The sequence below is a fragment of the Muriicola soli genome (genome assembly GCF_004139715.1).
GTDB classification, from domain to species: Bacteria; Bacteroidota; Bacteroidia; order Flavobacteriales; family Flavobacteriaceae; genus Muriicola; species Muriicola soli.
The window spans coordinates 2,250,928-2,265,306 of sequence record NZ_CP035544.1 but is presented as its reverse complement, the minus strand read 5'-3'; the positions used below and the strand labels follow the sequence as shown (position 1 = coordinate 2,265,306).

The following is a 14,379-nucleotide window of genomic DNA, read 5'->3' as shown; positions in this document are numbered from 1 at the left end:
CTGAATTAAAATTTATAGGGTTTATTTAATTATTTTTGAGAATACGCTTGATCTTATGAAAAAATACATCAAATCAATATTAGTTCTTGGTATTGTAGCTATAATTCCAATGCTGCAGACCCAGGCACAGAGCAATAAGAAACCAATAAAAGAAAGCCCCAAACTCGTGGTAGGGATTGTTGTTGATCAAATGCGCTACGACTACCTAACCCGATTTTGGGATCATTACGGAGATGGAGGATTTAAGAGGATGGTCAATCAAGGATTTAACTGTAAGAATAATCACTTTAATTATACACCTACTTCAACAGGTCCCGGCCATGCTTCGGTCTACACCGGGACGACACCTTCAACACACGGTATCATTGGGAATAATTGGTACGACAAGGTCTCAGGTAAAGTTGTCTATTGTGCTTCTGACGACAACTACTCCTCAGTCGGCACAACAGCGGGTACCGGTAAAATGTCGCCTCACCGGATGACAGTTTCAACCATTACAGATGAATTACGTTTGTTTACACAAAAAAGGGGGAAAGTTATCGCTTTGGCTTTAAAAGACAGAGGTGCCGTACTGCCGGGCGGACATATGGCTAATGCAGCTTATTGGTTTAACGGAGGTGCAGAAGGGAACTGGATCAGTAGTTCGTATTATATGGAGGAACTACCCAGATGGGTGAAAAACTTTAATGCCTCAGATGCTGCTGCAAGCTATAAAAAACCATGGAACACATTAAAGGATATAAAAACCTACCAGGAAAGCGGCTCAGATGACAATGTTTATGAAGGCATGTTCAATGGAGAAACTGCCCCGGTATTCCCACATGATCTGCCTGCAATTTGGGATAATAACAGTCAGTTCGATCTCTTAAGGGGTACGGCTTATGGAAATAGTTTAACAACTGATTTTGCCTTGGCTGCTATCGATGGGGAAGATCTTGGGAAGGATGGGATCACCGACTTCCTGGCCATTAGTTTTTCCAGTACGGATTATGTAGGGCACCAGTTTGGGGTGAATTCCAAAGAGATTCAGGATACTTACCTTAGGCTGGACAAGGATTTAGAAAGGTTATTTGATGTCCTGGATAAAAAAGTAGGTGGTGGAGAATATTTGGTATTCCTTTCAGCAGACCACGGTGCGGTTGATGTGCCCGCCTATTTAAAAGACCAGAAATTACCGGCGGGGTATATGGATTCCCAGGGGATGTCTACCAAGTTCAAAGAATTCATGTCTTATACCTATGGCGAAGCCGATGTGATAAAGAACTACAGCAATGCGCAATTTTTTCTGGATCATGATGTGATCAGAAACCTGGACCTTGAGGTTAAAGATGTTCAATATGCAATCGGACAGGAGTTGCTGACTTACGACGGTATCAGCAGGGTATTTACGGGCTATCAGATGCAACATAACGAATACAGCCGCGGCATTCCCTATATCGTGCAAAACGGATATAACCAGAAAAGATCAGGAGACGTCATTTTAATTCTCGATCCCGCAGTAGTATATTATCCCAAAACAGGATCAACACACGGTTCCCCCTATGCTTACGATACTCATGTCCCCTTGTTGTTTTACGGGAAGGGTATCCCCCAGGGAAGCACAGTAGAAAGGACCGAAATCAATGACATAGCTCCCACAATTGCTTCATTATTAGGGATAGCATTTCCTAACGGAACTACAGGACAACCCATTGAGGAAGTGTTAGAATAATTTGCTGAAAATCCTTTTCCAACGGAGGTTTCTGATAAACTCACCCTCCTGGGAGGTAACTATGTAGGGAGTCCCATTCTTTTTGGCTTCCCAATAGCCTTGAAGGTTATCACGAATGATTCTTAGTTTTCTGTTTTTAACAGCCATTTTCATGGAGGCGATCACCGTGATGAAAAATCCATAGCGCATAAGGTACATTGCCTTACCCTGCGATCTTCTTGCCTTTATATTATAGGCCGCCCCTATGGGCCGTTGATGCTTTACTTTTAGTGAAGAAACCCCGGCGGTTTTAAATCCGTTATACTGAGCAAGGAGTTCATCAACGGTATCCCATCCCATAGCAACTCTAAGTCCGTCCATAGCCTTAATACAATCGCGGGAGTAGGCTTTAAAAGCTCCCCTTATGTGATCCTTGTCCATGGGGTGGTTTAAAACCCAGTCTCCTTCGTTGTTTTTTTCATAGGCGTATCCACCGGCTATACCGATGTCTGCAGACGACTGGAAAACTTCTGCGATCTTATTAAAATAGTGTTCAGGGAGCACGATATCTGCATCGAGTTTTACGATAAAATCGTAATCATCATCCAGGAGAGAAAGGCCTTTATTGAAGGCGGCTACTACTTTGCTTCCCGGCAGGTGTTCGTCTGTGGACCGATTGTCTACCCCTTCAATAAAGGGATATTTCATCGCATATTGGTCAATTATATTGTTCGTGCCGTCGGTGGAATGATCGTTGACGACCACGACTCTTTTAGGTAAGACAGTTTGCTTTATAACACTCTCCAGGGCATCCGCCAGGAATTCTTCTTCGTTATGAGCGGGGATAACGACATAATAAGAAGGGGCGTCTGGCTTTGGCATGTCTGAATTTATCCTGATTTATATAACGGAACGTTCTGCGTAAACGATGTAGTATCGGGGCGTGAATTGCCTTAAAAGGGGTCTGAACCCTATTTTATTTACCGGGTGCGCCCATTTATCGGAATCGATGATCTTCCATCCTGATTTTTGCAGGAGCCAATCAAATTGCCAGGCTTCAAATTCGTGGTAATGCCGGTCTCTGGGATCAGTTTTGCTTCTGTAAGCTGTAGCAAACCAAAGTCGCAAGGGAACACTGGCAACAAGTTTTGTAGCTTTTATTTCAGACAAGACATTAAATGGGGCAAGAAGGTGTTCAAAAATTTCAAAAGCGGTTACTACCGATGCCTCAGAGGAAGTAACCACCGAAAAATCCAGATCCAGATCTTCGCCATGCGTATTTTTTACACGGTACCCCTGTTCTTCCATGATTTTGGTAAAAGGGTTTACAACTCCCAAATCCAGGATCGTTTCTGAAGGATCAATGTGTTTTTTTAGAAAGGAAAGGGTTTTCTCGTATCGTTTTTTGGGATAATTTGACTCGTACATTCACTAGCATCTATAAACAACGGCATTGATATTCATACCCGCACCTACACTGGCAAAGATAACGACATCTCCCTTGCTGATCTGCTGATTTTCTATTTTTCCTTTGCGAACCATATCGAAGAGGGTAGGGACCGTAGCAACAGAACTATTACCCAATTCGTGTATATTCATAGGCATTACGCCTTCAGGCATCTCCCTGTCGTATAATTGATAGAATCGTTTTATAATAGCCTCATCCATTTTCTCGTTGGCCTGATGGATAAAGATCTTCTTAACCTCGTCAATGGAAATACCACTTTTATCAAGGCATTCTTTCATCGCCCCGGGTACATAGGAGATTGCGAATTCGTAAATCTTTCTACCGTACATTTTTATATATCGCAGGTCGTCCGGAATTTCCTGGTGATAAGATGAGCCATGGAATAAATAATACGCTTCTTCGTTGGCATAAGTTGCCGAGTTGTGGGAAATAATTTCTCCTCCTCCGTCTTTCTCTTCAACGATACATGCACCGGCTCCATCTGAATAAATCATAGAATCCCTGTCATGCGGATCTACAACACGTGACAGCGTTTCTGCACCTATAACCAGACATCTTTTGGCCATTCCACTTTTGATAAAGGCATAAGCCTGAATCATACCTTCAATCCATCCAGGGCATCCAAAGAGTAGGTCATAAGCCACACATTTCGGATTTTTTATCTGGAGGTGATTTTTAACTCGTGTAGCTAAACTAGGAAGTGTATTCCCCTGGGAGGATCCGTAAGAAACATCTCCAAAATTATGTGCAAAGATGATGTAGTCTAAATCCTCAGCACTGATATTGGCGTCTTCCAAGGCGTTCTTAGAAGCTAGAAATGCCAGGTTGGAAGCATTGTATTCATTTTTGGCATATCGCCGCTCACTTATGCCTGTAATTGCTTTAAACTTTTCAATAATTACAGTATTCGACTGTTGGAAATTAGAACCGTCGCTATTGAGGAAATGTTTGTCTTCAAAGGCTTCGTTAGGAACCAGCACTTCCGGGATGTAACAACCGGTACCGGTAATGGCAATGCTCATAATTCAAATATTATTTATTTCCGAAATGTAACCAAAAGGTGAACAAAACAAAAGTGTATTCCATTCTAAATACGATGTTCAAACCTTTAGAATGGTGAGGTTTCGACTCGTTTTTCTCTTAGCTATAAATTAAAGAATGGACAATTAGTTTCTTATTCACTTTCGGCGTAAGCCTCAATTGGGGCGCAGGTACAAATAAGATTACGATCGCCATAAGCTTCGTCTACCCGTCTGATGCTCGGCCAGAACTTGTTTTCCTGAACAAATGAAAGCGGAAAGGCTGCTTTTTCACGTGAGTAAGGGAAATCCCATGAATCAGATGTAACCATTTGCAGAGTGTGAGGCGCATTTTTCAACACGTTACTGCTCTCTCCTTCTTGGATCTCATCAATTTCCTGACGAATGGAGATCATTGCTTCGCAAAAACGATCCAATTCTGATAACCCTTCGCTTTCTGTAGGCTCTATCATCATGGTTCCCGCCACCGGAAATGAAACGGTTGGAGCGTGAAACCCGTAATCCATCAGCCGTTTTGCGATGTCAGAAACTTCAATGTCCTTCTCTTTAAAAGGCCTGCAGTCGATAATCATTTCATGGGCCGCTCTTCCTTTCTCTCCCGTATACAAAACATCGTATTTTCCCTGGAGTTTTTCCTTGATGTAATTGGCATTGAGAATAGCAATTTCCGTCGCTCGGCGAAGACCATGAGCTCCCAGCATTTTGATATAGCCATATGATATCAGGCAAGCCAGGGCACTACCCCAGGGTGCTGCACTAATGGCCGTAATAGCCTTTTCCCCTCCTGTCTTAATTACAGGATTTCCGGGGAGGAAAGGAGCCAGTTGTTTAGCTACGCATATAGGTCCAACTCCGGGACCTCCCCCTCCGTGAGGGATGGCGAAGGTTTTATGCAGGTTGAGGTGGCAAACATCAGCGCCGATAATTGCCGGGTTGGTCAATCCTACCTGGGCATTCATATTGGCACCGTCCATATAGACCTGACCTCCATGATCGTGAATTAATTGGGTGATTTTCCGAATGGAAGATTCAAAAACCCCATGTGTGGAGGGATAGGTCACCATAAGTGCCGCGAGATTCTCTGAATGCTGCGTTACTTTCTCCTCCAGATCCTGCAGATCGATATTCCCTTTTTCATCAGTTTTCGTTACAACAACTCGCATTCCTGCCATGACTGCGGAAGCCGGATTTGTGCCATGTGCAGAAGCCGGGATAATACACAGGTCTCGGTGAGTATCTCCGTTAGCCTCGTGATACGCCCTGATAGTCATCAATCCTGCGTATTCGCCCTGTGCGCCCGAATTAGGTTGGAGTGATGTTGCTGCAAAGCCCGTTATAATCGTCAGCTCACGAGCGAGTTCTTTTAATACCTCATGATACCCCGCCGCTTGTTCCACAGGTACAAAGGGATGGATATTTCCCCATTCCGGCATACTAAGAGGTAACATTTCGGTGGCAGCATTGAGTTTCATCGTACACGATCCCAAAGAGATCATTGAGTGATTTAAAGCCAGATCTTTGCGTTCCAGGCGTTTCAGATACCGCATTAGCTGCGTTTCCGAATGATAGGAATTAAACACCTCATGGGTAAGGTAGTCTGAAGTTCTTAATAAATCTGTACTGAGGACCGTAGATTTTGAACTTGAGGTACCGGAAGGCTGTTCTTTCCCAAGCGCTTCTGAAAAGATATTTAAGATCTCGTTTACTCGGTCTTCCGTGGTTACTTCATTAAGTGAAATACCGATGGTTTCATCATCAACATATAGAAAATTTATACTTTTCTTCTCGGCAACGGGCCTGATTAAGTTAGCCTCTGCTTTTACCAGGATAGTGTCGAAATAGGCTGAATTTAATTGATAAAGCCCTCTTTGCTCCAACCCATCAGCCAGACGAAGTGTATGATTGTGTACCTTTTCAGCAATATACCTCAGACCTTTGGGCCCGTGGTAGACTGCATAGGCGCCTGCCATTACGGCGAGTAAGACCTGGGCCGTACAGATATTTGAAGTTGCCTTATCTCTTTTAATATGTTGCTCCCTGGTCTGTAACGCCATTCTAAGACCACGGGCTCCATCCGTATCCCGTGTTACACCAATAATCCTACCGGGAATATTTCGTTTAAATGCTTCTCTGGTTGCAAAAAATGCGGCATGTGGTCCGCCGTAACCCAATGGGATCCCAAAGCGTTGCGTTGATCCCACCACCACATCTGCACCGAACTCGCCGGGAGGTGTCAGGATTGCCAGACTTAATATATCGGCAGCAACCGCTACGCGAATGTCAAAACTATGTGCAGTGGTGACGAACTCTGTATAATTAAAAACCTGCCCGTGTTTTCCGGGATACTGTAACAGGGCTCCATAGAAGGACCCGTCTAATTCTACTTCGGTATGCTTCCCTATTATTAATTCGATGCCCAAAGGTGTTGCCCGGGTCTCTAATAATGAAAGGGTTTGAGGTAATACTTCTTCGGAGACATAAAATTTTACTACCTGATTCTTTTTCTGATCCCTTGTTCTCACATCAAAAAGCATAGTCATGGCTTCGGCGGCAGCGGTGCTTTCGTCTAATAGTGAGGCATTAGCCAACTCCATTCCTGTGAGATCACAGACCATGGTCTGGAAGTTTAATAAAGCTTCTAGACGACCCTGTGCAATCTCTGCCTGATAAGGCGTATAAGCGGTATACCAGCCCGGATTTTCGAGAATGTTTCGCTTAATTACCGAGGGAGTAATACTTTCGTGATATCCAAGGCCAATATAAGATTTGAATACCTCGTTCTTTCTCGATAGGTGGTGGATGTGATTTAGAAATTCCTGCTCGCTCATAGGCTTATCAAGAGGAAGGTCATTCTTCAGGCGAATGTCTTGTGGGATCGTCTGATAGATCAGTTCATCCAGAGTATCTACCCCGACAGTTTTTAGCATTTCCGGAAGGTCCTCTTCCCTTATTCCGATATGGCGTAGTGCAAAAGAATCTGTATTCATAATTGCTGCGTAAAATTATAGTGCATTAAGGAGGACAAAATTAGGTAATTATTCCTTTAAAAAAGGTAGTTCAGAGCAGGTACAAGGTCAAAGTTTTTAACCAAAATCACTCAATAGTGCTTCATTGCCTATTTTTGTTTAATGCAGTGGCCGAAAACGATATTTGATTTTTACGTGAAAGCCAGTATTCATGTGTCTTTGGCCGTAGTTTCTTTTTTGTATCTGACCTCCTGTTTCTTAAACATTTACATACCAAAAAGCCTGTTTTTTTATGTTTTTTTTAGCACAATCCCGGCCTATAATTTTATCAAACAGTCCCAAAAAGGAGAAAATCAGTTTTTAAGACTTGTTTTAGTAGATAAAAAAACCCTTTGGCTCAGTCTTTTTTCTCTTGGATGTGCCATTTATTTTGGACTGCAACTCGGTTTCAATACCTTATTAGGCATCTCAATCCTTGCCTTATTGGTCATATTCTACACCATCCCCTTGTTTCCAAGCAGAAAAAACCTCAGGCATTTTGGCATCCTTAAAATTCTGATCATTGGATTAGTCTGGACAGGTACCACGGTCGTCTTACCGGTTCTTGAGGTATTGGAAAATCTGGATTGGGATGTTTGGATCGAATCTGTGCAGCGCTTTCTGGTCATTTTAGTCCTGATGGTCCCCTTTGAAATCAGAGATCTAAGCGTGGATTCAAACGAAATGATGACTATTCCGCAGCGTTTGGGGATTGACAAAACAAGGAGGGCGGGAATACTAATGAGTTTAATCTTCTTGCTGCTTACTTTTCTGAAGGATGATCTCTTCCCATTTGAAGTTTACGGCAAGGCCCTTATTGCGACAAGTCTTGTAGCCCTCATGTTAAGGCTGCCCAAAAAACAAAGCAGGTATTTTGCTTCATTTTGGGTAGAGGCCCTACCTATTTTTTGGGCCGGGCTGCTTTATCTTTTTATTGAACTGCTTTAAGTTCTTTCTTTGAGTTTTCTTTTGAGCTCTTCTTTTGAGGCATCACTGAGAATATAGAGCCTGGCTTTCCCGAACAGGTAAGAGAGTTGCTTGTTCTTTGCAGAGAAGGACTTACAAGTATTGCAAAATAGGATATGCCACTTAAGTTTTATTTTTTCCAATAAGCTAGCCTCATGGTATTGCGATTTATTGCATATCAATGCGGCTTCATCACATGAGATCATAATGTAAACCAGTTTTTATTAAGGCATCCCATCAAGGCAGTTCTTGCCCTGTGAATCGTTACCCAAAGGTTAGACGGATTTATATTGAGTTCTTTACAAATATCTTCAGTGGCCAGTCCGCTCACAGTTTTCATGGTAAAAACACGACGTTGGTTGACCGGTAATTGGTCTATACAAGCCTGTATCGCTAAGCCCAATTCCCTGTTCTCTATCGCATCGTTCTCTAGGATACTATCGGGATCAGCTACCTGCTCTTCAAGCCAATCACCTTCACTTTCCGAAGAAGGGTTATAAGTTCGGCGCACTTCTGCCTTCCCTTTTTTGGAATTGATCTTGCGATAGTGATCAATTATTTTTCTTTTCAGGATGGATATAAGCCAGGTGCGTTCAGAGGCTTTGCCCTTGAAATTCTCCGCAGATTTTAAAGCCGCAATAAAGGTATCCTGGATGAGGTCCTTAGCAGTTTCCTGGTCGCTTACTCTTGATATGGCATAATTGAACAGGTAGTCAGCATACTCATCTACCCAGGAATCGGGCTCTAATTTATGATCTTTCATAGCGTTTTATACCTTATAAAAGTAAGGGATTTTGAAGAAAAAAAGTACATTTGGGAGAAATGACACAGAGGTGAAAATTTACTTAAGCCTATTCGTTCTATTGTTCCTCGCCGGCAGCTGCAAAGATGCTCATCAACTTCCGATCAATGAGTTCAGTCAAGTAGACCTGCAGAACTACACCTTATTGGATGTACGAACCCCTGAAGAATTCGAGGCGGGACATCTGGAAAATGCAATCAACATCAACTGGTTTGACGATGATTTTACGGAGCAAGTAGCCGTTTTGGAGAAAGAGAAAACTGTCTATGTGTATTGCCAGAAAGGAGGACGGAGTGCCAAGGCACGTGCGGTTCTGGACTCTCTGGGATTTAAGGCTATAGACCTCACTGGAGGTTATGGAGCATGGATGGAAAACCCGGAGAATTAAGCCGATTTCTTTATTAAACCTGCCCTTTTGAGCAAGGCGTCGAGCTTGGGTTCACTTCCCCTGAATTTTTTGTAAAGTTCCATTGGTTTTTCTGTACCCCCTTTACTCAAAATATTCTCCCTGAATTTTGCAGCTACGGCTTTATTAAAAACCCCTTTTTCCTTAAAATAGGCAAAGGCATCAGCATCCAGGACTTCAGCCCATTTGTAACTGTAATATCCCGCAGAATAACCTCCCTGGAAAATATGTGAAAATGCCGTACTCATACAAGTTTCCGGAATATCGGCAAAGAGCTGAGTATCTTCGAAAGCTTTTTGTTCGTAGGCCTTTACAGAATCTACCCCGGAAGGATCTTCAGCATGCCATGCCATGTCGAGAAAGCCAAAACTCAATTGTCTGAGTGTAGCCATTCCCTCGAGGAAATTAGAGGATTCCTTAATTTTTTCAATCATTTCCATGGGAAGGACTTCCCCGGTCTTGTAGTGGGTGGCAAATCGTTCCAATGCTTCTCTTTCAAAACACCAGTTTTCCATAATCTGGCTGGGTAACTCTACAAAATCCCAATAGACTGATGTCCCTGAAAGGCTGGGATAAGAGGTGTTGGCAAGCATCCCGTGAAGTGCATGCCCGAATTCATGAAATAAAGTAGTAACCTCGTTAAACGTCAGTAAAGACGGTTTGGATTTAGTGGCCTTGGTAAAATTGCAAACTATTGAAATATGCGGTCTTTCATTTCCTCCTTCTCTTTTGTATTGGGGTTTATACGAGGTCATCCAGGCTCCTCCTCGCTTCCCCGGTCTGGGATGAAAATCGGCATAAAATACTGACAGCAATTGCCCATTCTGGTCCTTGACTTTAAAGGTCCTAACATCTTCATGGTAGGTATCAATATCTGATACTTCTTCGAATTGAATTCCGTACAATTCCCCGGAAATATCGAAAACACCTTTTATGACGTTTTCCAGTTTAAAATAAGGCTTCAGCTTTTCGTCGTCAAGGTCGAATCGTTTTTGCTTTAGTTTTTCACTGTAATAACTACTATCCCATTTTTCCAGAGTATCTATTCCATCCAGTTCTCTGGCAAACTGTTGCAATTCCGATAATTCCCTAAGGGCAGCCGGTATTGCTTTTTCCTGGAGTTCCTTGAGAAAAGCCAATACCTTATCCGGCGTTTCTGCCATGCGCTCTTCCAATACGTAATGGGCATGGGTGTTGTACCCCAGCAGCCTTGCCCTTTCGTATCTCAGACGGGCAATTTGAAGGACCAATCCCTGATTGTCTAATTCATCTTTATGGAAGCCCTTACTACCGAAAGCAATCGCTAGTTTTTTTCGGAGTTTTCGGTTTTTTGCATAAGTCATAAAGGGGACATAACTTGGATAATTGAGGGTGATTATCCATCCTTCTTTTCCCTTTGAGGAGGCCAGTTGGGCAGCAGCTTCTTTAGCCCCATCAGGCAATCCATCAACCTCTTCCTCCTTGGTCAGATGCATTTCAAATTTGTTGGTCTCGGCCAATACGTGTTCCCCAAAGGTGAGTTTCAATTGAGCCAGTTCCTTGTCGATTGCCCGGAGACGAGTTTTTTTATCCTCTGGCAGATGAGCTCCGTTTCTGCTGAAGTACTTGTATTTTTTGTCCAATAACATTAACTGTTCTGCATTGAGTCCTGAGGAATCTTTCACTTCATAAACAGCAGCAACTCTTTTAAAAAGGGTCTGATTAAGGGCTATATCATTGCTAAACCCGGTAAGCATGGGAGAAATTTCCTGGGCGAGAGCCTGGATTTCTTCATTGGTCTCAGCGGAGTTAAGGTTAAAAAACAGAGAGGAAAGCCTGTCCAGGTGGGCCCCGGCAAACTCAAGTGCTTCTATCGTATTTTTAAATGTCGGTTCGGCTTCAGAAGCTACGATCGCATCGATTTCCAAACGAGCCTGTTGTAAGGCTTGTTCAAAGGCGGGTTTAAAATGACTTGGGGTTATTGAACTAAAAGGAGCCAGATCAAACGGCTCGAGCAATACGTTTTTCATGTAGTCGTTAAATTTATTTCAAACATCGGTAAAGGGGGGTAGATTTTATAACGAAGACCAGCTGTTTTTCACCCTTTCCTTACTTCTTTTGCCCCTTTGATCACTTTTTCTTTGAGACCTTTTTGTAGAGTACAACTTTATCCAGGACACAGGAATCCTGACAACCAATGATCTGGGCCGCTAATATTCCCGCATTTTTTGCCCCGTTCAGGGCAACCGTAGCCACGGGAACTCCTCCAGGCATTTGAAGGATAGAAAGAACAGAATCCCAGCCGTCTATGGAATTACTGCTTTTAATTGGGACTCCAATAACAGGGAGAGGTGATAAGGAGGCCAGCATACCCGGTAAATGAGCTGCGCCACCCGCACCGGCAATGATCACTGAAAATCCTTCGGTGTGGGCTGTTTTTCCAAATTCAAAAAGTTTTTCCGGGGTCCGGTGTGCCGAGATGATGTCGACCATTACTTCCAAATCAAAGCCTTTTAAGATATCCACAGCTTCCTGCATGACAGGAAGATCGCTGGTACTCCCCATGACAATGGCAACTTTGCTCATACTTTCTTTTTACTAATTACGTTGATCGTTTGTTTTACCTCTGCGGCAATTTTCCTGGCTTCCTGCATATCTTCATTTACGATAGTTACATGTCCCATCTTTCTGAAGGGACGTGTTAGGGACTTTCCGTAAATATGCGGTGTTACTCCCCGAAGATCGAGAATTTGTTCTATGTTTTCATAATAAACTTCACCTTCATGGCCTTCGGCGCCCACAAGGTTGACCATAACCCCTGCTACCTTGCTTTCAGTATTCCCAAGTGGGAGGCCGAGAATACAACGCAGGTGTTGCTCAAATTGGTTGGTGTAACTGGCCTCTATACTGTAATGACCGCTGTTATGAGGTCTTGGTGCTACTTCATTGACAAGGACCTCGTCTTCCTGGGTTAAAAACATTTCCACGGCCAGCAAACCTACATGCTGTAATTCTTCCGAAACTTTAAGGGCTGTTTTTATGGCTTTTTTAGCAATCTTATCATCAATTCGGGCCGGACACAATACGTATTCTACCTGGTTGGCCTCAGGGTGAAATTCCATTTCCACTACCGGATAGTTTACACCGCTTCCACCGGCGTTTCTGGCCACGATCACCGCTAATTCTGTCTTAAAGGGAATCAGTTCTTCTGCCAGGCATTCCACATTAGGCAGACCTTTCAGATCAGAGATCTCCCGGATAATTTTCACGCCCTGTCCGTCATAACCAAATTGTGCACTCTTCCAAACGATGGGCAGATGCAACCCCCCATTGCTTATGCTTTCCTGAATCTCACTGGTATATGCGAAACGCGAAAAGTCGGCTGTGGGAATACCGTGATCCACATAGAATAATTTCTGGGTGATCTTGTTTTGTATGAGCCTGAGTTCCCTGGGAGTTGGATAGACTCGTACACCTTCTTCTTCCAACTGCTCCAAAGCATCAATATTGACATTTTCAATTTCTATGGTAAGAACATCCACATTTTTCCCAAATTTGTAAACCGTCTGGTGGTCCATTAAATCGCCGTGAATGAATTCATTACAAGCCAGGCGGCAAGGAGCATCTTTTGAAGGGTCCATTACCTTAGTGGTGATGTCCCACTTGCGCGTTTCGTAAAGCAGCATTTTACCAAGCTGCCCTCCTCCTAAAATACCAAGGGTGAATGATGAAGAAAAATAGCTTGTATCAGAAGATGTAGACATGTATTTTGAAGAGGTTTTGACAAAAATACATCTTAATCTCATAAACCAAGGCTAGCGCCCTTAAAAAGAGATTTCAAAATGCTATATTTGCCCTCCTTATGGTTAAGAATAAAACTATAAAAATCCACGATAAGAATTTCGAACTTTTCCTGACGGAAAAAGAAATTCTCAATGCAGTAGAAAAGGTTGCCAGGGAAATAGCAGCAGATTACAAGGACGAGGTCCCGGTCTTTGTGGGAGTTTTAAATGGCGCCTTTATGTTCGTGTCCGATTTTCTAAAATTCTATCCATATCCTTGCGAAGTTTCCTTTGTGAAATTGAGTTCTTACAGGGGCCTTACCTCCACCGGTATTGTGGAAACTCTTTTAGATGTACCCGATAATATTGAAGGTCGAAGTGTGATTATTCTGGAGGATATAATTGATACCGGAAGAACACTGCAGGAACTGGTGCACATCTTCTCCAATACCAATGTTAAGAATTTCAAGATTGCCAGTTTGTTTTTTAAATCGGAGGTCTATAATGGGGAATATACCATAGACTATTTCGGGATAAAGATCCCGGATAAATTTATAGTGGGATACGGCCTGGATTATCAGGAACAAGGAAGAAACCTCAAACAAGTTTATCAAATTAACCAAGCTCATATGATCAACCTCGTTTTATTCGGGAAGCCCGGAGCCGGAAAAGGAACCCAGGCAGGATATTTAAAGGAAAAATACAACCTGAAGCATATTTCTACAGGAGATGTATTTCGCTATAACATCAAAAACAATACAAAGCTGGGGCAATTGGCCAAATCCTATATGGATAAGGGAGATCTCGTTCCTGATGAGGTCACCATAAGTATGCTAAAGGATGAGGTTGAAAAAAACCCCGAAGCCAGTGGGTTTATTTTTGATGGTTTTCCACGTACAACAGCCCAGGCTGAGGCACTGGATAATTTTATGGACTCCAAGGACATGAAAATACACGGAACCATTGCTCTGGAAGCTAAAGACGAAGTGCTAATAAATAGGCTTCTGGAACGCGGTAAAAGCAGCGGTCGTCCTGATGATCAGGATGAAGGAAAAATCAGGAACAGATTTGAAGAATACAATCAAAAAACAGCGCCGTTAAGGGAATACTATGAGGCCCAAGGCAAATTCCACAGTGTAAACGGAATTGGTGATATTGAAGAAATTACGGAACGCCTTTCAAAGGTTATAGAGACGATTTAATAAGCTGGTCCGCATCACTAAAGAATCCCTTAAAGACTA

General features: G+C 42.9%; 11 protein-coding genes and 1 pseudogene. 4 read left to right on the top strand and 8 right to left on the bottom strand.

What is annotated here, in order from left to right; genetic code table 11:
* Window positions 1-55: 55 nt before the first annotated feature.
* Window positions 56-1,711, top strand: coding sequence for an alkaline phosphatase PafA (pafA, locus tag EQY75_RS10365; protein WP_129605624.1), 1,656 nt, complete (start codon window positions 56-58; stop codon window positions 1,709-1,711).
* Here the strand turns inward: pafA and EQY75_RS10360 are convergent.
* From EQY75_RS10360 to gcvP, 4 genes are all read right to left on the bottom strand, one after another.
* Window positions 1,703-2,572, bottom strand: coding sequence for a glycosyltransferase family 2 protein (locus EQY75_RS10360; RefSeq protein ID WP_129605622.1), 870 nt, complete (start codon window positions 2,570-2,572; stop codon window positions 1,703-1,705). The two genes, pafA and EQY75_RS10360, sit on opposite strands and share 9 nt — an antisense overlap.
* An 18-nt stretch (window positions 2,573-2,590) precedes the next feature.
* Window positions 2,591-3,118, bottom strand: coding sequence for a class I SAM-dependent methyltransferase (locus EQY75_RS10355; protein WP_129605619.1), 528 nt, complete (start codon window positions 3,116-3,118; stop codon window positions 2,591-2,593).
* Between the two features lie 3 nt (window positions 3,119-3,121).
* On the bottom strand, window positions 3,122-4,180 hold the full coding sequence (locus tag EQY75_RS10350) for a 3-oxoacyl-ACP synthase III family protein (RefSeq protein WP_129605617.1): 1,059 nt from the start codon (window positions 4,178-4,180) through the stop codon (window positions 3,122-3,124).
* A gap of 152 nt (window positions 4,181-4,332) precedes the next feature.
* Complete coding sequence (gene gcvP, locus EQY75_RS10345) at window positions 4,333-7,185, bottom strand: aminomethyl-transferring glycine dehydrogenase (RefSeq protein WP_129605615.1); 2,853 nt, start codon at window positions 7,183-7,185, stop codon at window positions 4,333-4,335.
* A gap of 174 nt (window positions 7,186-7,359) precedes the next feature.
* Between gcvP and EQY75_RS10340 the strand changes: the two genes are divergently transcribed.
* Window positions 7,360-8,151: a UbiA prenyltransferase family protein gene (locus EQY75_RS10340; RefSeq protein ID WP_129605614.1), complete on the top strand. Its 792-nt coding sequence runs from the start codon at window positions 7,360-7,362 to the stop codon at window positions 8,149-8,151.
* A 220-nt stretch (window positions 8,152-8,371) separates the two neighbouring features.
* Here the strand turns inward: EQY75_RS10340 and EQY75_RS10330 are convergent, their stop codons facing one another.
* Window positions 8,372-8,932 (bottom strand): sigma-70 family RNA polymerase sigma factor, encoded by a 561-nt coding sequence (locus tag EQY75_RS10330; RefSeq protein WP_129605610.1) that lies wholly within the window; start codon window positions 8,930-8,932, stop codon window positions 8,372-8,374.
* Window positions 8,933-8,963: 31 nt separating this feature from the next.
* On the opposite strand from EQY75_RS10330, the gene EQY75_RS10325 reads away from it, so the two are divergent.
* Complete coding sequence (locus EQY75_RS10325) at window positions 8,964-9,359, top strand: rhodanese-like domain-containing protein (protein ID WP_165200620.1); 396 nt, start codon at window positions 8,964-8,966, stop codon at window positions 9,357-9,359.
* Here the strand turns inward: EQY75_RS10325 and EQY75_RS10320 are convergent.
* The 3 genes and pseudogenes from EQY75_RS10320 to EQY75_RS10310 form a co-directional block, all read right to left on the bottom strand.
* On the bottom strand, window positions 9,356-11,386 hold the full coding sequence (locus EQY75_RS10320; RefSeq protein WP_129605608.1) for a M3 family metallopeptidase: 2,031 nt from the start codon (window positions 11,384-11,386) through the stop codon (window positions 9,356-9,358). The genes EQY75_RS10325 and EQY75_RS10320 overlap by 4 nt on opposite strands.
* A 68-nt stretch (window positions 11,387-11,454) precedes the next feature.
* Window positions 11,455-11,942 (bottom strand): annotated as a pseudogene (purE, locus tag EQY75_RS10315) (5-(carboxyamino)imidazole ribonucleotide mutase).
* Window positions 11,939-13,120: a 5-(carboxyamino)imidazole ribonucleotide synthase gene (locus tag EQY75_RS10310; RefSeq protein WP_129605605.1), complete on the bottom strand. Its 1,182-nt coding sequence runs from the start codon at window positions 13,118-13,120 to the stop codon at window positions 11,939-11,941. The pseudogene purE and the gene EQY75_RS10310 overlap by 4 nt, the downstream one beginning before the upstream one ends.
* A 98-nt stretch (window positions 13,121-13,218) precedes the next feature.
* Here EQY75_RS10310 and EQY75_RS10305 point away from each other — a divergent pair, with 98 nt between their 5' ends.
* Complete coding sequence (locus EQY75_RS10305) at window positions 13,219-14,340, top strand: adenylate kinase (RefSeq protein ID WP_129605604.1); 1,122 nt, start codon at window positions 13,219-13,221, stop codon at window positions 14,338-14,340.
* Window positions 14,341-14,379: the final 39 nt, after the last annotated feature.